This window comes from Citrobacter sp. CK180 (genome assembly GCF_030333655.1).
GTDB lineage: Bacteria > Pseudomonadota > Gammaproteobacteria > Enterobacterales > Enterobacteriaceae > Citrobacter_B > Citrobacter_B koseri.
In genome coordinates this window covers 43,026-61,468 of sequence record NZ_JAOWFM010000032.1, presented here as the reverse complement: position 1 = coordinate 61,468, position 18,443 = coordinate 43,026, and the positions used below count along the sequence as shown (strand labels likewise).

18 protein-coding genes and 2 tRNA genes are annotated in these 18,443 nt (G+C 53.4%); 13 read left to right on the top strand and 7 right to left on the bottom strand.

The genetic code is table 11. The annotated features are described in order from the left end of the window. The first annotated feature begins 112 nt into the window (after positions 1-112). The gene (purR, locus tag OGV50_RS03675) at positions 113-1,138 is read left to right on the top strand and encodes an HTH-type transcriptional repressor PurR (protein WP_012132544.1); all 1,026 of its coding nucleotides are present in this window, start codon (positions 113-115) and stop codon (positions 1,136-1,138) included. Here purR and punR read toward each other — a convergent pair. Then, entirely contained in the window at positions 1,135-2,067 is a 933-nt protein-coding gene (gene punR, locus OGV50_RS03670) for a DNA-binding transcriptional activator PunR (protein ID WP_012132545.1), read from the bottom strand. The two genes, purR and punR, sit on opposite strands and share 4 nt — an antisense overlap. A 112-nt stretch (positions 2,068-2,179) precedes the next feature. On the opposite strand from punR, the gene punC reads away from it, so the two are divergent. After that, the gene (gene punC / locus OGV50_RS03665) at positions 2,180-3,385 is read left to right on the top strand and encodes a purine nucleoside transporter PunC (protein ID WP_112002407.1); all 1,206 of its coding nucleotides are present in this window, start codon (positions 2,180-2,182) and stop codon (positions 3,383-3,385) included. 290 nt (positions 3,386-3,675) lie between these two features. Beyond that, entirely contained in the window at positions 3,676-4,824 is a 1,149-nt protein-coding gene (cfa, locus tag OGV50_RS03660; RefSeq protein WP_012132548.1) for a cyclopropane fatty acyl phospholipid synthase, read from the top strand. A gap of 39 nt (positions 4,825-4,863) precedes the next feature. Here the strand turns inward: cfa and OGV50_RS03655 are convergent, their stop codons facing one another. Next, positions 4,864-5,505: a riboflavin synthase gene (locus OGV50_RS03655; RefSeq protein ID WP_012132549.1), complete on the bottom strand. Its 642-nt coding sequence runs from the start codon at positions 5,503-5,505 to the stop codon at positions 4,864-4,866. Positions 5,506-5,721: 216 nt separating this feature from the next. Here OGV50_RS03655 and mdtK point away from each other — a divergent pair, with 216 nt between their 5' ends. From mdtK to OGV50_RS03635, 4 genes are all read left to right on the top strand, one after another. Then, positions 5,722-7,095, top strand: coding sequence for a multidrug efflux MATE transporter MdtK (mdtK, locus tag OGV50_RS03650; RefSeq protein ID WP_049011824.1), 1,374 nt, complete (start codon positions 5,722-5,724; stop codon positions 7,093-7,095). A gap of 151 nt (positions 7,096-7,246) precedes the next feature. Beyond that, positions 7,247-7,323, top strand: a tRNA-Val gene (locus OGV50_RS03645). A 4-nt stretch (positions 7,324-7,327) separates the two neighbouring features. Then, positions 7,328-7,404: transfer RNA gene (locus tag OGV50_RS03640), tRNA-Val, on the top strand. Positions 7,405-7,702: 298 nt separating this feature from the next. Then, positions 7,703-10,003, top strand: a complete 2,301-nt coding sequence (locus OGV50_RS03635; protein ID WP_049010736.1) for a TonB-dependent siderophore receptor — start codon at positions 7,703-7,705, stop codon at positions 10,001-10,003. 72 nt (positions 10,004-10,075) lie between these two features. Here OGV50_RS03635 and OGV50_RS03630 read toward each other — a convergent pair whose 3' ends face one another. Next, positions 10,076-11,014, bottom strand: a complete 939-nt coding sequence (locus tag OGV50_RS03630; RefSeq protein ID WP_049010733.1) for an alpha/beta hydrolase — start codon at positions 11,012-11,014, stop codon at positions 10,076-10,078. Positions 11,015-11,257: 243 nt separating this feature from the next. On the opposite strand from OGV50_RS03630, the gene OGV50_RS03625 reads away from it, so the two are divergent. Next, the gene (locus OGV50_RS03625) at positions 11,258-12,160 is read left to right on the top strand and encodes an endonuclease/exonuclease/phosphatase family protein (protein WP_286488318.1); all 903 of its coding nucleotides are present in this window, start codon (positions 11,258-11,260) and stop codon (positions 12,158-12,160) included. 135 nt (positions 12,161-12,295) lie between these two features. Beyond that, positions 12,296-12,436 carry a hypothetical protein gene (locus OGV50_RS03620; protein ID WP_012132556.1) on the top strand — a complete coding sequence of 47 codons (141 nt, stop codon included), beginning with the start codon at positions 12,296-12,298 and terminating at the stop codon, positions 12,434-12,436. A gap of 97 nt (positions 12,437-12,533) precedes the next feature. Here OGV50_RS03620 and OGV50_RS03615 read toward each other — a convergent pair whose 3' ends face one another. Next, complete coding sequence (locus tag OGV50_RS03615; protein WP_024130375.1) at positions 12,534-12,713, bottom strand: hypothetical protein; 180 nt, start codon at positions 12,711-12,713, stop codon at positions 12,534-12,536. A gap of 304 nt (positions 12,714-13,017) precedes the next feature. Between OGV50_RS03615 and OGV50_RS03610 the strand changes: the two genes are divergently transcribed. Genes OGV50_RS03610 through OGV50_RS03595 form a run of 4 tightly spaced genes read left to right on the top strand, consistent with a single transcriptional unit; the run spans position 13,018 to position 16,117 of the window. Beyond that, positions 13,018-13,851 (top strand): ABC transporter substrate-binding protein, encoded by an 834-nt coding sequence (locus OGV50_RS03610; RefSeq protein ID WP_047457292.1) that lies wholly within the window; start codon positions 13,018-13,020, stop codon positions 13,849-13,851. 1 nt (position 13,852) lies between these two features. Next, entirely contained in the window at positions 13,853-14,671 is an 819-nt protein-coding gene (locus OGV50_RS03605) for an amino acid ABC transporter ATP-binding protein (RefSeq protein WP_047457295.1), read from the top strand. After that, positions 14,671-15,450, top strand: a complete 780-nt coding sequence (locus OGV50_RS03600; protein ID WP_047457298.1) for an amino acid ABC transporter permease — start codon at positions 14,671-14,673, stop codon at positions 15,448-15,450. The genes OGV50_RS03605 and OGV50_RS03600 overlap by 1 nt, the downstream gene beginning before the upstream one ends. Then, positions 15,440-16,117 (top strand): amino acid ABC transporter permease, encoded by a 678-nt coding sequence (locus OGV50_RS03595; RefSeq protein WP_012132563.1) that lies wholly within the window; start codon positions 15,440-15,442, stop codon positions 16,115-16,117. Before OGV50_RS03600 ends, OGV50_RS03595 begins: the two co-directional genes overlap by 11 nt. Positions 16,118-16,122: 5 nt before the next feature. On the opposite strand, the gene ydhT is transcribed toward OGV50_RS03595, so the two are convergent. Genes ydhT through OGV50_RS03580 form a run of 3 tightly spaced genes read right to left on the bottom strand, consistent with a single transcriptional unit; the run spans position 16,123 to position 18,389 of the window. Further along, the gene (gene ydhT / locus OGV50_RS03590; protein WP_047457302.1) at positions 16,123-16,935 is read right to left on the bottom strand and encodes a protein YdhT; all 813 of its coding nucleotides are present in this window, start codon (positions 16,933-16,935) and stop codon (positions 16,123-16,125) included. A gap of 3 nt (positions 16,936-16,938) precedes the next feature. Beyond that, a complete protein-coding gene (gene phsC / locus OGV50_RS03585) occupies positions 16,939-17,724 on the bottom strand; it encodes a thiosulfate reductase cytochrome B subunit (protein ID WP_047457305.1) in 786 nt (261 codons plus the stop codon). After that, positions 17,721-18,389 (bottom strand): 4Fe-4S dicluster domain-containing protein, encoded by a 669-nt coding sequence (locus tag OGV50_RS03580; protein ID WP_071818897.1) that lies wholly within the window; start codon positions 18,387-18,389, stop codon positions 17,721-17,723. Before OGV50_RS03580 ends, phsC begins: the two co-directional genes overlap by 4 nt. Positions 18,390-18,443: the final 54 nt, after the last annotated feature.

Below are 18,443 nucleotides of genomic sequence, written 5' to 3'. Positions count from 1 at the left end.
GTGTCGTTTTCCCGGCGTGCCGCAACCCTGACGTTGCGATCAAGGTGTGTAAAGGCAAACGTTTACTTACAGTATTTTCAGGAGTTCAGGATATGGTCTGGAGTGAGATGTAATGGCAACAATTAAAGATGTGGCGAAGCGAGCAAACGTTTCCACTACAACCGTATCACACGTAATTAACAAAACGCGCTTCGTTGCGGAAGAGACGCGCAACGCGGTATGGGCAGCCATTAAAGAGTTGCACTACTCTCCCAGCGCGGTTGCCCGCAGCCTGAAGGTTAACCACACCAAATCGATTGGTTTGCTGGCGACCAGCAGCGAAGCCGCCTATTTTGCTGAAATTATCGAAGCCGTTGAAAAGAACTGCTTCCAGAAAGGATATACGCTGATTCTGGGCAACGCCTGGAACAACCTGGAAAAACAGCGCGCGTACCTCTCTATGATGGCGCAAAAGCGCGTGGATGGCCTGCTGGTCATGTGTTCCGAATACCCTGAGTCCCTGCTCTCTATGCTTGAAGAGTATCGCCATATCCCGATGGTGGTGATGGACTGGGGCGAAGCCAAAGCGGACTTTACCGACACGGTCATTGATAACGCCTTTGCAGGCGGCTATATGGCCGGTCGTTATCTGGTTGAACGCGGCCACCGTGAAATTGGCGTGATTCCCGGCCCGATGGAACGCAACACCGGCGCAGGTCGTCTGGCTGGCTTTATGAAAGCGATGGAAGAAGCGTTGATAAACGTGCCGGAAAACTGGATCGTTCAGGGTGATTTCGAGCCGGAATCAGGCTACCGCGCGATGCAGCAAATGATCTCCCAGTCTCACCGCCCGACGGCCGTATTCTGCGGTGGCGACATTATGGCGATGGGCGCGTTGTGCGCCGCTGACGAGATGGGGCTGCGCGTACCGCAGGATATCTCGGTCATCGGCTACGACAACGTGCGCAACGCGCGTTACTTTACGCCTGCGCTGACGACGATTCACCAGCCGAAAGATTCTCTGGGTGAAACGGCCTTCAATATGCTGCTTGACCGTATCGTCAATAAACGCGAAGAGTCGCAGTCCATTGAGGTGCATCCGCGTCTGATTGAGCGGCGCTCTGTCGCCGATGGCCCGTTCCGCGACTATCGCCGTTAATCCCCTTCTGCGGGAGCCTCTTCCGGCTCCCGTAACCACTCTTTATTCAGCGTTTCGCTGTCGCCCAGATAGTCCAGTAGCCAGGCCAGCGCGGGCGACGTGTCGTTCTGCTGCCACGTCAGACAGCACGCCGCATCAGGAAACGGATTCTCAAGCTGTAGCGCCACCCATTTCCCGCTGTCGATCCACGGCTTAGCAAAGTGGGTCGGCACCATTCCCACACACAGTCCCGCGGAAAGGCAGGTCGCTGAAGATTCCCAGTCCGGCACCACCACGCGTTTTTGGTTATCCAGCAGCCAGGTGATGCGCTTCGGAAGCGTACGCGAGGTATCCTCCCGGACCAGCGACGGCCAGTTGCGCAACGTGTCGTCACTGAGCGGGCCAGCCATTGACGCCAGCGGATGATGGCGGGCGACCACGCAGCTCCAGCTCAGCATCCCCATATCGCGAAAGGTGTAGCGTCCTCCAACCGGAATGGCCTGCGTCGCGCCGATAGCCAGCTCCACGCGACCGTCCGACAGCGCATCCCAGACGCCGTTAAATACTTCCTGAAAGACCAGCAATTCCACATCATCAAAATGACGATAAAAATCAACAATCATCTGCCGGGTGCGCTCCGGTTTAACAATATTGTCGACCGCAATCGCCAGTTGCCCCCGCCAGCCGTTGGCTATCTGCTGGCACTGCTGCCGGGTGATCTGCATTTTTTTGATAACAGAGCGCCCTTCCTTTAAAAACCATGCCCCGGCGGGGGTCAGTTCAACGTCCCGATGGCGTCGTTCGAAAAGCGGCACCGCCAGCCACTCTTCCAGTTGACGGACGGTGTAGCTCACCGCAGAAGGCACGCGGTGCAACTCCTGCGCCGCAGAACTAAAGCTGCCATTACGGGCAACGGCATCAACCACTTCGAGTGAATATTCTGACCACATATTCTGCCTGCAAAAATTTTGAATCCAGTAGCCAAATATTAGCGTTTCACAAGCAGAATTTCACTCCCTACACTCAGCGGCAATGTCTTACTTCTGGAAAAGAGAAACAATTATGCAACCCGGAAAAGGTTTTTTAGTCTGGCTGGCGGGTCTCAGCGTGCTGGGCTTTCTGGCAACAGATATGTATCTGCCTGCGTTCGCGGCAATTCAGGCCGACCTGCAAACACCGGCGGCGGCTGTCAGCGCCAGCCTCAGTCTGTTCCTGGCCGGTTTCGCCGTCGCGCAACTGCTGTGGGGGCCGCTGTCAGATCGTTACGGGCGTAAACCCATTTTGCTGCTGGGTCTCTCCATCTTTGCGCTGGGCAGTCTGGGGATGATGTGGGTCGAAAGCGCTACCGGACTACTGGTACTGCGTTTTATTCAGGCGGTGGGAGTTTGTGCCGCTACGGTGATCTGGCAGGCGCTGGTGACGGATTATTATCCAACGCAAAAAATTAATCGCATCTTCGCCACCATTATGCCGCTGGTCGGTTTATCGCCCGCCCTTGCGCCTTTACTCGGCAGTTGGATCCTGACGCATTTTTCCTGGCAGGCCATTTTTGCCACGCTGTTCATCATTACGCTGATATTGATGCTGCCCGCCTTACGCTTAAAGCCAACAACAAAAGCACATGACCACAGCCAGGAAAAACTGACCTTCGCCAACCTGCTACGTTCACAAACTTATCGCGGCAACGTCCTGATTTACGCCGCCTGCTCCGCCAGCTTTTTTGCCTGGCTGACGGGTTCCCCGTTTATCCTCAGCGAAATGGGCTATAGCCCGGCGGTGATTGGCCTGAGCTATGTACCGCAGACCATCGCGTTCCTGGTGGGCGGTTACGGTTGCCGCGCGGCGCTGCAAAAATGGCAGGGCCAACAGCTGTTGCCCTGGTTACTGGTTCTCTATGCGCTGAGCGTGGTCGCCACCTGGGGCGCCAGCTTCATCAGCCATGTTTCGCTGACGGAGATCCTGATTCCATTCTGTGTGATGGCTATCGCGAACGGCGCGATCTACCCTATCGTGGTCGCCCAGGCGCTGCGCCCCTTCCCGCAAGCGACCGGACGCGCAGCAGCCTTACAGAACACGCTGCAACTGGGTCTGTGTTTCCTGGCAAGCCTGGTCGTTTCGTGGCTGATCAGCACGCCGCTGCTTACCACCACCAGCGTAATGCTGTCGACGGTGGCTCTGGCGGCGCTGGGATACTGGCTGCAACTTCAGGCGCAGGAACCGGCCGCGCGCGCAGCAAACACCGAAGTTGCGCACAGCGAATCTCACTAAAAATGTTCAACAACAGGTAATTAGCTCGCTAACAATTTTCGGTTGTATCATCGAATTTTGAGGCCTATACTAAATTTCGGTTGTTAATATTACGATAATTATTATGCGTTAACGGGAACCGGAGCGTTCCCGTTTCACCACGGATGGCCTTTTCGGTAAGGGTTCCTCCCTTCCTCTGTTCTACGTCGGATAATAGACTCGCGGAATTATTCCGTGAGATTTCTCACAAAGCCCAAAAAGCGTCTACGCTGTTTTAAGGTTCTGATCACCGACCAAGTGATGGAGAAGCTATGAGTTCATCGTGTATAGAAGAAGTCAGCGTACCAGATGATGACTGGTATCGTATCACCAACGAATTGCTGGGCCGTGCGGGTATCGCCATCAATGGCACTGCCCCGGCGGATATTCGTGTTAAAAACCCCGATTTTTTCAAACGTGTATTACAGGAAGGATCGCTGGGGTTAGGTGAAAGTTATATGGATGGCTGGTGGGAATGCGACCGACTGGACATGTTTTTTAGTAAAGTGTTACGAGCCGGGCTCGAAAACCAACTCCCCCACCATTTCAAAGATACGCTGCGTATCGCGGGCGCACGCCTGTTCAACTTACAAAGTAAAAAACGCGCCTGGATAGTCGGGAAAGAACATTACGATCTCGGCAACGATCTTTTCTCCCGCATGCTCGACCCGTATATGCAATATTCCTGCGCTTACTGGAAAGATGCCGACACACTGGAATCCGCCCAGCAAGCGAAGCTGAAGCTCATTTGTGAAAAATTACAGTTGCAGCCGGGTATGCGCGTGCTGGATATCGGATGCGGCTGGGGCGGCTTGTCCCAGTTTATGGCGTCCAATTATGACGTCAGCGTCGTTGGCGTCACGATTTCCGCCGAGCAGCAAAAGATGGCCCAGGAACGTTGCGCAGGTCTGGACGTTTCTATTCGGCTACAGGATTACCGCGACCTTAACGATCAGTTTGATCGCATTGTGTCCGTTGGTATGTTTGAACACGTCGGGCCGAAGAACTATAAAACCTATTTTGAAGTGGTCGACCGTAATTTGAAACCGGACGGTATTTTCCTGCTCCACACTATCGGTTCCAAAAAGACGGATAATAATGTCGACCCGTGGATCAATAAGTATATTTTCCCGAACGGGTGCCTGCCGTCTGTTCGCCAGATTGCGAATGCCAGCGAATCGCATTTCGTGATGGAAGACTGGCACAACTTTGGCGCAGATTACGACACCACCCTGATGGCCTGGTATTCTCGCTTTATCAACGGCTGGCCGGAAATTGCAGATAATTACACCGAACGGTTTAAACGCATGTTCAGTTATTATCTGAATGCATGCGCCGGGGCGTTTCGCGCCCGTGATATACAGCTATGGCAGGTGGTTTTTTCTCGCGGCGTCGAACACGGCCTGCGTATTCCCCGCTAATCCTGATAACCCCCGCGCTGCGGGGGTTTTTACGTCGGGTTACGCGTCGCCTGCATGCAGATTCGCCGCGCTTTCCCGTGCCGCCAGCACGCGCTCGACGGTATCAACAACCGCCTGGGTTTGCGGATCAATTTCGATATTGACGCGAGCGCCCAGTTTTTTCTTACCCAGCGTGGTGCGTTCCAGCGTCTCCGGGATCAGATGAACGCAAAAGCGCGTTGGCGTCACTTCCCCTACCGTCAGACTGATGCCATCGATGCCGATGAATCCCTTATACAGGATATATTTCATCAGTTGCGGGTCCTGAACTTTAAACCAGACCTGACGATTATTCTCAGAGGTCAGAATTTTCGAAATTTCAGCCGTGGTCATAATGTGACCCGACATTAAATGCCCGCCAATCTCATCGCTGAATTTCGCCGCACGCTCCACGTTAACGAGATCGCCGACGCTCAGATCGCCAAGATTGGTAATGCGTAACGTCTCTTTCATCAGGTCAAAGCTGATCTGATTACCGTTTATTTCAGTGACGGTCAGGCAACAACCGTTGTGCGCCACCGATGCGCCCGTCTCCAGCGCGTCCAGCATGTGTTCAGGTAATTCCACGACATGCGTGCGGAAATTCGGTTTTTCATCAATCGACACCAGTTTCGCGGTGCCCTGCACAATACCTGTAAACATACCTGCAACTCCTGAAATCAGTTAATACATCTCTGCCCAGCACAATAGCAGGTGGAAAATCAGGTTGCCAGCAAAGCGCTAAAAGCACCTGTTTTTTCACTGGAGAATTACGTATTCCTCGCTACAATAGACTGAAATTTCCCCTGCATTTTCTTCTTGCTGCCATTTAAGGCGGCTTTTTTAGTCTCTCAAATAACAACAAATAATGGTGTATACGTGCAAAAGTATATCAGTGAAGCGCGTCAGTTATTGGCTCTGGCAATACCGGTGATTCTTGCGCAAATCGCCCAAACCGCGATGGGATTCGTCGATACCGTGATGGCTGGCGGGTACAGCGCCACGGATATGGCTGCCGTCGCTATCGGCACATCCATCTGGCTGCCCGCCATTCTGTTTGGTCATGGGTTGTTACTGGCTCTGACCCCGGTTATCGCGCAGCTCAACGGCTCTGGCCGCCGCGAACGCATCGCTCACCAGGTGCGACAAGGCTTCTGGCTGGCGGGCTGTGTGTCCGTTCTCATTATGTTTGTGCTATGGAATGCCGGATACATTATCCGTTCTATGCATAACATTGATCCTGCGCTGGCGGATAAAGCCGTGGGCTATCTTCGCGCGCTCCTGTGGGGCGCGCCGGGATACCTGTTCTTTCAGGTTGCGCGTAACCAGTGCGAAGGTCTGGCAAAAACCAAACCCGGCATGGTCATAGGCTTCCTTGGCCTGCTGGTCAACATTCCGGTGAACTATATATTCATCTACGGTCACTTCGGCATGCCGGAACTCGGCGGCGTGGGCTGCGGCGTTGCCACGGCGGCGGTCTATTGGGTGATGTTTATCGCGATGGCCTCGTATGTGAAACGTGCGCGTTCAATGCGCGATATTCGCAACGAGCGCGGATTCAGCAAGCCGGATACGGATGTCATGAAACGTCTGGTACAGCTAGGTTTGCCGATCGCCCTGGCGCTGTTTTTTGAAGTCACCCTGTTTGCCGTGGTGGCGCTGTTGGTTTCACCGCTGGGTATTGTGGATGTCGCAGGCCACCAGATTGCCCTGAACTTCAGTTCGCTGATGTTCGTATTGCCGATGTCGCTGGCGGCTGCGGTTACCATCCGCGTGGGCTATCGACTTGGCCAGGGCTCAACGCTGGATGCCCAGACAGCCGCCAGAACAGGGCTGGGCGTCGGGGTTTGCATGGCCGTTATCACCGCAATTTTTACCGTGACGCTGCGTGAGCCTATCGCCCTGCTCTATAACGACAATCCTGAAGTGGTCACGCTCGCCGCGCAACTGATGCTGCTGGCGGCGGTGTATCAAATTTCCGATTCGATCCAGGTTATCGGCAGCGGTATTTTGCGTGGTTATAAAGATACGCGGTCGATTTTCTTTATTACCTTTACAGCTTACTGGGTGCTGGGATTACCGAGCGGTTATATCCTCGCGCTGACCGATCTGGTGGTGGATCGCATGGGACCGGCCGGGTTCTGGATGGGCTTTATTATCGGCCTGACGTCTGCGGCTATTATGATGATGCTGCGTATGCGATATCTGCAACGCCAGTCATCAGCGATTATTTTGCAGCGCGCTGCGCGATAAATCAGCAATAGCCGCCGGACGGCGGCTATTCTCTCGACATTTTGCGCGTTTCCTCTGCAATCGAGTGAAATCAGGAAGAAAATTACGTTTTCCCTCTTGCCTCATTCCGGCTCTGCCGCTAATATTCGTCCCCGTTGTCACCTGCAACATTGCGTTCATAGCTCAGTTGGTTAGAGCACCACCTTGACATGGTGGGGGTCGTTGGTTCGAGTCCAATTGAACGCACCATCCTGCGTCTGTAGCTCAGTTGGTTAGAGCACCACCTTGACATGGTGGGGGTCGATGGTTCGAGTCCATTCAGACGCACCATTCTTTATCCACACAGCACACTGTTCCCACAGCGCATTGTTCCCACAAATCTTTCCTGAATTCATGGTTTGACCGTTGTACAGACCAACAACCGCAACTGTCCCTTCACGCCTGCTGCCCTGATATTAATTATCTTACTGATTTTATTCTATTTAATAACCTGAAATTGCCGCTAACGGCAGCGTGCTCGCACGCCCAAAAATGCAAATGATAATCATTATTGTGTTGCAAATGAGAAATATTGCTAATAAGTTATTTCACGCAATTTTTCTTTTAACAATGGCAAGTGATTAATATCATGATAAAAAAGGCATATAAATTATCGCTTTTGAGTTCGCTTATTGCAGGGAGTCTGGCAATTCCTGCGGTACAGGCTGACGACATCAAAACAGCGGCAAACCAGAAAGCAGAACAAACAAACGCCAGTAACCCACCTGAGAAACAGGCTGCCCGCGACAAAGAAATAAACAGCGGCGAAACCATGGTCGTGACGGCCAAAGAACAGACGCTCCAGGCCCCCGGCGTCTCTATCATTGACAGCGAGGCCATTAAAAAACGGCCAATACAGCGCGACGTCGCTGAGATCATTCGCACCATGCCGGGCGTCAATCTCACCGGAAACTCTAACAGCGGACAACGCGGGAATAACCGCCAGATTGATATCCGCGGCATGGGGCCGGAGAACACTCTGATTCTGATTGACGGTATGCCTGTCTCCAGCCGCAACTCGGTGCGCTATGGCTGGAGCGATGAGCGCGATACCCGTGGCGACACCAACTGGGTGCCGCCAGAAATGATCGAGCGCATTGAGGTCATCCGTGGCCCGGCCGCCGCGATGTACGGCAGTGGCGCAATGGGCGGGGTCGTCAATATCATCACCAAACCGGCGACGGACGAATGGCACGGCAGTTTAAATACCTATTACAACTTTCCACAGCACAAATCCGAAGGCAGCACCAAACGCTATAACGGCAGTTTAAGCGGCGCGCTGGCGGATAATCTGACCCTGCGAGTCTACGGTAACTGGAATAAAACGCAGGCTGATGCCCAGGATATCAACGAAAACCACACGACCCCGCGTATCGGTTCTTATGCCGGTAGCTACCCCGCTGGCCGTGAAGGTTTTATCAATAAAGACATCAATTCAGCTCTGCGCTGGGAATTTATGCCGATGCAGGCGCTGGAACTGGGGGCCGGCTACAGTCGCCACGGCAACCTGTATGCCGGTGATACGCAAAACACCAACAGCAACGCGCTGGTAAAAAAATATTATGGCAAAGAAACAAACGTTCTCTACCGCCAGACGCTCAGCCTGAAATATACCGGCGCCTGGGACAGCGGCGTCACCACCAATAACTATGTGCAGTTTGAAAAAACGCGTAATACCCGCCTCAATGAAGGCCTCTCTGGCGGCATCTCGGGGATTTTCAGCCCGTCAAATGAAGGGTTCTCGACCATTTCGTTGTATGACACCAACCTGCACTCGGAAGTGAATATCCCGCTTGACCTGTGGGTTAGCCAGACGCTGACCTTTGGTGCGGAATTTAACCACCAGGCGATGAAAGATCCGTCGTCGAATACCGAATCCACCACCGGCGGAGGCTCGGTTCCGGGGATTGCCGATACCGGGCGCAGCAAATACAGCTCAGCGGATATTTACGGCATCTTTGCGGAAGATAACCTTGAACTGACGGACAGCACCCGTCTGACCCCTGCCATTCGCTTCAACCACCAGAGTATTAGCGGCAGTAACTGGAGTCCGTCACTGAACCTCTCCCAGGAACTGGGCGGCGACTTCACGTTAAAACTGGGTATTGCCCGCGCATGGAAAGCACCAAATCTGTATCAGACCAACCCCAATTACCTGTTGTTCAGTAAAGGCCAGGGATGCTACGGCGGCGGCGCCTGCTATCTGCAAGGCAACCGCGATCTGAAAGCAGAAACCAGCGTCAATAAAGAGGTAGGGATTGAATATAATCATGATGAAGTGCAGGCCGGGCTGACCTGGTATCGCAACGACTACCATGACAAGATTGCAGCCGGTGACTCGGTTGCGGGCAAAGCCACCTCCGCAAATATTTATCAATGGGAAAACGTGCCAAAAGCCGTCGTTCAGGGGCTGGAAGGGACGTTCAATTTCCCGCTCGCCGATACGCTGAAGATGAAAAATAACTTCACCTATATCATCGAGAACAAGAATAAGAAGAGCGGAGATTACCTGTCGGTTATTCCCAAATACACCATCAACTCAACGCTGGAGTGGCAGGCCGCTAACGATCTGTCGGTGCAGGGTACGCTGACGTGGTATGGCCGCCAGAAACCGAAAAAATACACTTATCAAGGGAACCCCACTTCGGGCAGCGAAACCCGACAGGTATCGCCTTATGCGCTGGTGGGCATGAGTGCGACTTACGCGGTGACGAAATATGTGGATGTAACCGCAGGGATCGATAACCTGTTCGACAAGCGCCACTTCCGTGAAGGAAATGCCCAGACTACCGGTAACGCCACCACGGGCGCGTATCTGTGGGGAGCCGGTGCGAACACCTATAACGAACCTGGCCGCACCTACTACATGCAGGTGGGACTGCACTTCTGACGACCACCAGACACGCATCATAGTGTAATGGCTAAGGGCGGCTTCCCGCCGCCCTCTTCACTCACTGCCCGGTTAATCGCAGCGCGCTGCCCCGGGAGTCTCCTCCGCGCTCATATTCAGTAACGCGCTCTGAAAAGAGGCGGTGAACATCGGCCCGTGCGTCAACCCCGGGTAATTCCACCAGGCAACCGCAAGCCCGTCTTTTTGCAGGGCGGAAACGGCGTCGCGGGTTTTATTCAGGATATCGGAAACCGGAGTCTGCACGTTTTTCCCCGGTGAAGCGGAACCTTCCATGAAAAATAAACGCTTATGGCAATTTTTCGCGGCATCCATTGTGGTTAACCGGGTTAACAACGAGGAATTGTCTCTTCCCAGCGATGGGCTGGCGCTGTAGTAAAACCGAAAAAATGACGACGACAGCCACGAATCAAGGACGAATAAGCCGCCGTAGGAGTGTCCCCATACGCCGCGTCGTTCAGGATCGATGTTGATCCCTTGTTCCGTTTGCGGCGCGATACGCGTCTCCAGCAGTCGACGGAAGTCCCCACTGCCGCCACCCGGTCGACGGTAGCGCCCCTCCGCCCCGCTTTTCACTTCCAGCGCGGGCGTATAATCATAGGCTCTGCCGTTCAGATCAAAGGGTAAGTGGGTCTGGTAGCCGATGGCGACAATAACGGGGGGCGTTTTTTCCGCCAGTTGTTTCAGCAAGTCCTCCGTCAGGCGGTCCATCACCGCGTTGCCATCCAGCATATACAGAACCGGATAACCCGACGCTGGCGGCGTTTTATCAGGAATGCCGGTCCAGACCTTGTAATGCCTTTTTCCGTCGGCGGAGTCGAAATTTTCAACCCTGAAATGGTAAAACGCGGAACCCCGATCGGCGATATTCGGCCCCAGCGGCTCCATATCCGGCCTGGCGTACCCTTTCGCGCCATACAGCAAAGTAATACAAGAGATCGCTAAAAACGGCGCCATGCGACGACGCCCGTTTCGATACTCACGGCCATACATCTCTTCGTTATTCCTTTTTTTACAGGTGAAATTCAGATTTTTACAACATTACATACAGTTACCCGAAAGGCTCTGCGGGTCAAGTAAACCGTTACGGCCTTCATTCACATTTAAAATTCTGGTGAATGTACTTTAATCACTTATTTCGCAAAACAATATAAGTTTGTGCAAAGTCTCACAGTAACCTATTTTTATGCACGTTATAGTGGCGGCAACAGCAAATAAACAAGGCCTCTATTCGTTATGAAAAACATCTTTACACTGACATTCCTCGCGCTAAGCTGCCTTTCCACGCACGCTATAGCCAGTGAAAAACTTGCCGGTAATGAAATTCTCGCCGTTCAGAAAGGCGGTGTCCCGGATAAGATTTATGAAAACAACAAGCCTCATTTAAGAATTGCGACCTATAACATCGGCAAAAATGAAGCGTCCGAAAATGTAGCTGATTTCACGTCGCTTAACGCCGCTATCAAAAAAATTGCAGCCGATATCATTGCGGTTCCAGAGGTTGATAATAAAACCGCAAGAAGCCAAAAGATTGATCAATTGAAAACGATCGCTGATGCAAATAACTACCACTATGCCTTTGGTAAGGCGCTGGATTTTGACGGTGGTGAATACGGGCTCGGCATTTTATCGAAATACAAAATTCAGCATACTCAGGTTATCAATTTACCCTCAGGCGATGCAGAACAACGGGTAGCATTACTGGCGCAAATTGAGGTTCCGGGTTTCGATACGCCGGTACTGGTCATGGTTACCCACCTTGACTGGCAAAAAGATCCCACCATGCGAATTGAGCAAGTCCGCCATCTGCTGGATATCAGTATTGGCGATGCGTCATCCGATTTTAAAGATATCGCCTCTTCAATAAAAATTCTGGCTGGTGATTTCAACTCTACCCGTGACGAACAGCCGTTAAAAGAAATTGGCTATTTCTTTAATCCGGTTGAGAAACAGGGGACAGATTATCGTACATGGCCTGCGGTTAACCCGGCGATTGATATTGACCACATCTTCACTTTCAAGGGGCAAAAATGGGATGTGAAGAAAATAGAAATTCCGCATAACTCCCCTGCTTTCACCTGGTCGTCGGCAAGCGACCATCTCCCCTTTATCGCGGATATGGAACTCACCGAGCAGTAACCTATTGGCAGGGATGGCGGGATTTCCGCTTTCCCTGCTGGCAACCGCACCGATCGCCAATAGCGCAAGGTGCATCAATCACAGATTTTGCCCTATACTGGAAAGCTGACAAACACCGAACTAAACAGGTGATTGATGGATATTGATCTCGACAATCTGGTCTTTGACGGGCTGGAGGAAGCGCAAGAGCGTAACGCCGAACGTCTGGAAGACGCAGATAAAAAAGCCCAGGCGGTTATTGCGGATGATGATTGCGGCGATGCCTGCAAAATATAACGACAGAACCGGCGTAATGCCGGTTTTTTTTATTCAGGATTAAGCCGCAGAAAGCGCGCAGATTTCGTTCCAGTATGCCTCGCGCGTTTGTCGATGTTCAGCGTTCTGTTTTATCACGGAACCACTCCGGATCAATGTTGGCGATATCCACGCCATACAGGCTGGCGACAGGAAGAACAGACTCAACAATACGCTGAAGATGAGGCTCCGCATCGTACTGCCGGGTCTGTGGACGTGCTTTCACCACAGTATGCCAAAGACGTTTAAACCCATTCATCTTCTCCGCCCCTCTGTCTGTATGCTGGATGCGTTTTATTGCAGCGCATTCGCGTGAAAAAATGAAATACGAAATCCTGCCATCCTTGTGCATTTATTGCATTAGACCATCCCATCTTAATTCACCGACCATTAACATCTGTTTTACTAATATCTTTTTGTATATAGATAAGAATCTTTTCTTATTTGGTGACGACGGCGAGTTGTGGGAGCGTAAAAAGACAAACCCAATCATGTCGCGAATGCAGCGGCCTTTTTGACCGCGACATGAATTATTTAGCGTCTCTACAGGGATATCAAAGAAGATGATGGCAACGACAATTCACAGCACTAAAAAAACATTACTGGCATTAAGTGCGCTATTCGCATCCGGTATTGCCGCATTACCCGCCCAGGCCGATCAACTGGCGGATATTAAAGCCGCCGGCGTAGTGAAAGTGGCCACGTTCGATGCGAACCCGCCGTTTGGCTCCGTCGATCCGCAAACGCATAAAATCGTTGGTTACGACGTTGATTTTGCTGAAGCGCTGGCCAAATCGTTGGGAGTCAAACTAGAACTGGTCGCCACCAACCCAGCCAACCGTATCCCGTTACTGCAATCGGGTAAGGCCGATCTGATCGTCGCGGATATTACCATCACCCCGGAGCGCGCCCAGGTTATCGACTTTTCCGTTCCCTATTTTGTCACCGGGCAACAATTCCTGGTTCCGGCGACCTCCCCCGACAAGCTGGATGAGTACAGCCGCGCGCGAATTGGCGCGGTGAAAGGAACAACGGGGGAACAGGCGCTGCACCAGCGTTTCCCGCAATCCCGCGTGCTGGCCTATGATGATATCCCGCTGGCGCTGACTGCGCTGCGTAATGGCAACGTTCAGGCGATCACCCAGGACAGCACCATTCTGGCGGGCCTGTTAAGCGGGGCGCCGGACAAAGCCAACTTTAAAATCCTACCCGACCTGCTGAGTAAAGAGGAAATCGGCGTCGGGGTGAAAAAAGGCGAACCCGCGTTGTTAAAGGCGGTGAACGATGAACTGCTGAAGCTCGAGTCCACCGGACAGGCGGCCAAAATCTATGACGTCTGGTTCGGCCCCGAAACCAAAAATCCACAGCCGCGCGCCTTTAAAATAGAAGCGAAGTAATATGCTCTCAGGTTTGTTTACCCGCTCCGCAGCTTCGGCTGCGGATTTTACGCATTTGCGTCAGGCGCGCGTTGAACTGCGCGATGTGATCAAACAGTACGACGGGCACCGGGTATTAAACGGTGTCAATCTGACGGTGGAACCCGGAGAAGTCGTTACCATCCTTGGGCCATCCGGTTCGGGAAAATCCACGCTTATTCGACTCATCAACCAGCTTGAGTCATTAAGCGGCGGCGATATTTTTATCGATGATAAGCCCATTGGTCAGCTCAAGGGCGCAGCGCTGCGCCAGTTACGCAGCCGCATTGGATTCGTATTCCAGCAATTCAACCTTTACGCCCATCTGACGGCGCAGCAGAACATTACGCTGGCGCTGGAATATGTGCATGGCTGGAATAAAGAGGCCGCCAAACAGCGAGCCCGCGAATTGCTGGATCAGGTGGGTCTGGCTGAAAAAGCCGACGCATTTGCCGCCCAGCTCTCTGGTGGACAGCAGCAGCGCGTCGCCATTGCCCGCGCGCTGGCCTCCTCTCCGCAAATTATCCTTTTTGATGAGCCAACATCCGCGCTGGACCCGGAAATGATCGGCGAAGTCTTACAGGTCATGAAGAATCTTGCCCACAGCGGGATCACCATGATCGTCGTTACGCACGAGATGCACTTCGCTCGCGAAATTGCCGACCGTGTCGTGTTTATCGATGGCGGCGATATTCTGGAAGTCGCCTCGCCTGAAGCATTTTTTACCCGTCCGCAGCACCCCAGAACCCAGCGCTTCCTGAAGAAAGTGCTCGATCCGTTACACCAGGAGTCATCGTTATAATGCTTACTCTGGACTGGCAGGGGGTGCTGAGCGGGCAACCTCTGCAATGGGTCATCTCGGGTTTTTTGACCACGCTCTGGGTCACGCTGGCAGGCGTTTTGCTATCGACACTGCTGGCGATTATCCTGCTCGCGCTACGTCTCTCCGGCAACGCATTCGGTCGCCGTCTGGTCGCCGCCTGGGTCTCGCTGTTTCGCAATACGCCTCTGCTTGTGCAGTTGATGTTCTGGTACTTCGCAGCGTGGAATTTTCTGCCCCGTGACGTGATTGATTTCGTTAATACCGATCATTTTTGGTCGATCCTGCCTGGCGATGTCTGGTGGCTGACGCCAGAATTTCTCTGCTCCGCATGGGGGCTGGGGGTATTCACATCGGCCTTCCTGGTTGAGGAGATCGCCTCGGGGTTGCAGGCGGTATCCGCCGGGCAGCGAGAGGCCGCGGTATCGCAAGGTTTTTCCGCATGGACGACCCTCCGCCATATTCTGCTCCCCCAGGGGCTGGCAAACGCCTGGCAACCCATCGTGGGACAATACCTTAATCTGATGAAACTCTCATCGCTTGCCAGCGGTATCGGCTTTGCCGAACTGACCTATCAGGTGCGACAAATTGAAAGCTATAACGCCCATGCTCTGGAAGCCTTTGCCGTCGGCACCGCGCTCTATTTGCTGACCGGCATTGTATTGGGTCTGCTACTGGCGCGGCTAAACCCCGCCCCGGCCAAAAGAGTGAAACCCAAAACGCGTATTTTCAGCATCAGGAGTCCACACCATGATCGCTAATATTTCGGTCATTACCGACAATCTGGATTACCTGCTGTGGGGACGCGCTGCTGATGGTCAACCCGGCGGCGTGCTCCTCACATTGTTGATGGCGCTGGGTGCTGGCGTGCTGGCGCTTCCCGGCGGGGTGGTTCTCGCCTGTCTTGCCTGGCGATTTCCGGGCGTTATCCGTAATGGGCTGTTTCTCTGGGCAGAATTTATTCGCGGCATTCCGCTGATCTTCGTGATCTTCTGGATGTGGTATTTGCTGCCAATGCTTACCGGAAGCGATCTTCCCGGCGCCGTTACCGTCACGCTGGCGCTGGCCTGGTTTACTGCGGCATCGGTGATGCACTCCGTTTATGCCGGCATAAACGCGCTTCCTGCCGGGCAGTACGACGCCTCGGTAGTGCAGGGATTTCGCCCGTTTCAGGCATTATGGCTCATTCTGCTTCCCCAAGTGCTACGCAATGTAATGCCGTCATTGACCGGCATTTTTATCGGCCTGCTGAAAGACACGTCGCTGGCGTTTATCGTCAATGTTCCTGAACTAACTACCGTCGCCGGTCAGGTGAATAACCGGGTACAGATTTACCCGGCGGCCATTTTTATCTTTACCGGACTGGTCTATTACCTGCTCTGTTTTGGCCTGGAGAGATTCACCCGTCGACGATTCGCTATCCGATAAACGGCTCAACACTCAACAAACTGATGTTGTTCGTTGAGGCGATATTTTACCCCGGCGCGTATGTTGTTCTCGCCTTCAATGGCAACGGCGAAACGGGTACGTTCGCCATCGTGATACGCCAGCGCAGCACAGCCGCCGGGCCCCAGTATCAGGGAGTCAACGTGCCCGGTGCTGGCGATGACCGCATTGTCACCGCTGGTAACGAGATGGACATTCTCTCCGCTGTTGGCAATTCTGGCATTGGCGCCAAAGCTGACAACCTGCGCCAGATCGCCATTGCTGGCAATATTGCTCCTGTCACCCAGCGTGCTGATGCGCACCCGCATTCCCGCGCTGGCAATACGACTCCCGTCACCGGCGCAGCTTACGCGGGTTGAGTTCCCTGCCACCGCCACCCGCGCGCGATCGCCGGAACAACCTATATGCGTGTTGTAGCCTGCGCTGCCAATGCGCGCGCAGTACCCCGCGCTGGCAATCTGCGAAGCGTACCCCACGCTGGCAATTTTGACGTTATCGCCCGCACATCCCAGATGAACGTTATCGTCCGCGCAGGCAATGTGTTCGCTATTACCGTGGTGCGATTGCGCACTCACCAGGCTGTCCATCGCGCTGATATCCTGACGCGCAAAGCTCTCCTCATCCAGCCAGCGCGACCAGGCATATTCCACCAGGCTATTTGCCCAGTCGAGATAGCCTTCACTGCTCAGCGCCCGATGCACGTCGGCGTAGCTGCCGCCATTCGGAAAGCGACGGACAAACCAACGATAGATGACGGGCCCGACTCGCCAGGTACGTAAATCCTCTCGCGTAATGATCATCCGTTAGTGCCGATGATAGCCATCAACCATGCAGCGGAAGGTCTCACCGGGCGTACGACCTGTCGTGCAAAGGTAAAGATGACCGAAGATAAAAAAGAGACTAACGATCGCCAGCGCGAAATGCGCCTGCAACAGCCAGTAACGCACGCCGGGGAACAGATCGCCCGCCGCCTGCGGATAAAGCGACAGTAGTCCGGTTATCAGCAACAGCGGCACCAGGCCGTACATCACCCCGAGATAAGCGGCCTGCTGTAACGGGTTGAATTTAGACTGTGTGGTGGCGGGAAACGGATGTTCCTCACCCTGCATAATGCCGAACAGATAGAAGCGGGTCTGCTTCATCGCCCGGCCAATCCAGCCCTCGCGGCGAATAATATAATGGTGTCCGTTGCCGCCCAGCATGTTGATCAAAACAAAACCCAGCCAACACGCCAGCAGCAGAAAACCGCAGATCTCATGCACCGTCAGCAGACTCTTCATCACCGACGCGCCAACCAGCGAGAAATGATTGATCAGCCCACTGCCGAGCAGGAGCACAAACAGTAGCGCGTTCGACCAGTGCCACAATCTCACCGCTTTTGAGTACAGGTAAACCTTTTCACCATGACCGGCCGCGGCTTTGTTGGCGGCGCGAAACCGCAGCATGGCATGCAGCCCCAACACCAGCCACATCGCTACCAGCATCAGTCCGGCGATGACTAACCAGACAGGCCAGTATTCGGGAGAAAACACGGGGACATAGTTCGCCAGTTGGACATGGAACTGTTCAGCATTCTGCGACGCGTTCATACATTTTCCTTTTTAATCAAATGTTGACCGAACCGGCGATACAGATGCGGTTTTCCGGCGCCTGCGAGTTGGTGTTGATAGAATTTGTTCTCCTTCAGCCAGGTCTGAATTTCCGGGCTGTCTTCACGACCAAAAATCAATGCGTGCTCCGGGCAAGCATTCACGCAAATCGGCGGGAACCCCTTTGCCAGGCGAGATTCGGCGCAAAAGTCGCATTTATCCGCCACTTTGGTTTGTGGATTGAGATAACGCACCTGATACGGACAAGCGCCTATACAGTAGCTACAGCCGATACAGCGCGATTCGTCTACCCGCACAATACCGCGCTCATCACGCCAGGAGGCGCCGGTCGGGCAAACATCAATACAGGGCGCATCTTCACAGTGCTGGCAGGACTGGCGGAAATAGTGATAAACGGTTTCGTTTTCATTATCCGAAACAGGAATATGCGCGATGGATAAACGACTGCCCTGAGCCGGAACATGGTTGGTCTTGCGACACGCCCGGGCGCAGAGATTGCAGCCGTTACACAGGGATTCATCATGAATCATGGCATAACGCACCGCGTTGCTATTCTTCGTGTTCGCTAACAAATTTTGGCCGGGCCCGCTGAAAAAAATCACCGTCCCCATACCAAGCACAAATTTTCGTCGAGTGAAGGACATCTGGTTATCCTCTAATCCGGTGGCAGCGATCGCCCACGCTTTCCATGACATCAC

What these genes read in the sequence shown, in the direction of transcription:
- purR (WP_012132544.1), top strand. Translation starts at nt 113, where the DNA reads ATGGCAACAATTAAAGATGTGGCGAAGCGAGCAAACGTTTCCACTACA.
- punR (WP_012132545.1), bottom strand. Translation starts at nt 2,067, where the DNA reads ATGTGGTCAGAATATTCACTCGAAGTGGTTGATGCCGTTGCCCGTAAT.
- punC (WP_112002407.1), top strand. Translation starts at nt 2,180, where the DNA reads ATGCAACCCGGAAAAGGTTTTTTAGTCTGGCTGGCGGGTCTCAGCGTG.
- cfa (WP_012132548.1), top strand. Translation starts at nt 3,676, where the DNA reads ATGAGTTCATCGTGTATAGAAGAAGTCAGCGTACCAGATGATGACTGG.
- OGV50_RS03655 (WP_012132549.1), bottom strand. Translation starts at nt 5,505, where the DNA reads ATGTTTACAGGTATTGTGCAGGGCACCGCGAAACTGGTGTCGATTGAT.
- OGV50_RS03635 (WP_049010736.1), top strand. Translation starts at nt 7,703, where the DNA reads ATGATAAAAAAGGCATATAAATTATCGCTTTTGAGTTCGCTTATTGCA.
- OGV50_RS03630 (WP_049010733.1), bottom strand. Translation starts at nt 11,014, where the DNA reads ATGTATGGCCGTGAGTATCGAAACGGGCGTCGTCGCATGGCGCCGTTT.
- OGV50_RS03625 (WP_286488318.1), top strand. Translation starts at nt 11,258, where the DNA reads ATGAAAAACATCTTTACACTGACATTCCTCGCGCTAAGCTGCCTTTCC.
- OGV50_RS03620 (WP_012132556.1), top strand. Translation starts at nt 12,296, where the DNA reads ATGGATATTGATCTCGACAATCTGGTCTTTGACGGGCTGGAGGAAGCG.
- OGV50_RS03615 (WP_024130375.1), bottom strand. Translation starts at nt 12,713, where the DNA reads ATGAATGGGTTTAAACGTCTTTGGCATACTGTGGTGAAAGCACGTCCA.
- OGV50_RS03610 (WP_047457292.1), top strand. Translation starts at nt 13,018, where the DNA reads ATGATGGCAACGACAATTCACAGCACTAAAAAAACATTACTGGCATTA.
- OGV50_RS03605 (WP_047457295.1), top strand. Translation starts at nt 13,853, where the DNA reads ATGCTCTCAGGTTTGTTTACCCGCTCCGCAGCTTCGGCTGCGGATTTT.
- OGV50_RS03600 (WP_047457298.1), top strand. Translation starts at nt 14,671, where the DNA reads ATGCTTACTCTGGACTGGCAGGGGGTGCTGAGCGGGCAACCTCTGCAA.
- OGV50_RS03595 (WP_012132563.1), top strand. Translation starts at nt 15,440, where the DNA reads ATGATCGCTAATATTTCGGTCATTACCGACAATCTGGATTACCTGCTG.
- ydhT (WP_047457302.1), bottom strand. Translation starts at nt 16,935, where the DNA reads ATGATCATTACGCGAGAGGATTTACGTACCTGGCGAGTCGGGCCCGTC.
- phsC (WP_047457305.1), bottom strand. Translation starts at nt 17,724, where the DNA reads ATGAACGCGTCGCAGAATGCTGAACAGTTCCATGTCCAACTGGCGAAC.
- OGV50_RS03580 (WP_071818897.1), bottom strand. Translation starts at nt 18,389, where the DNA reads ATGTCCTTCACTCGACGAAAATTTGTGCTTGGTATGGGGACGGTGATT.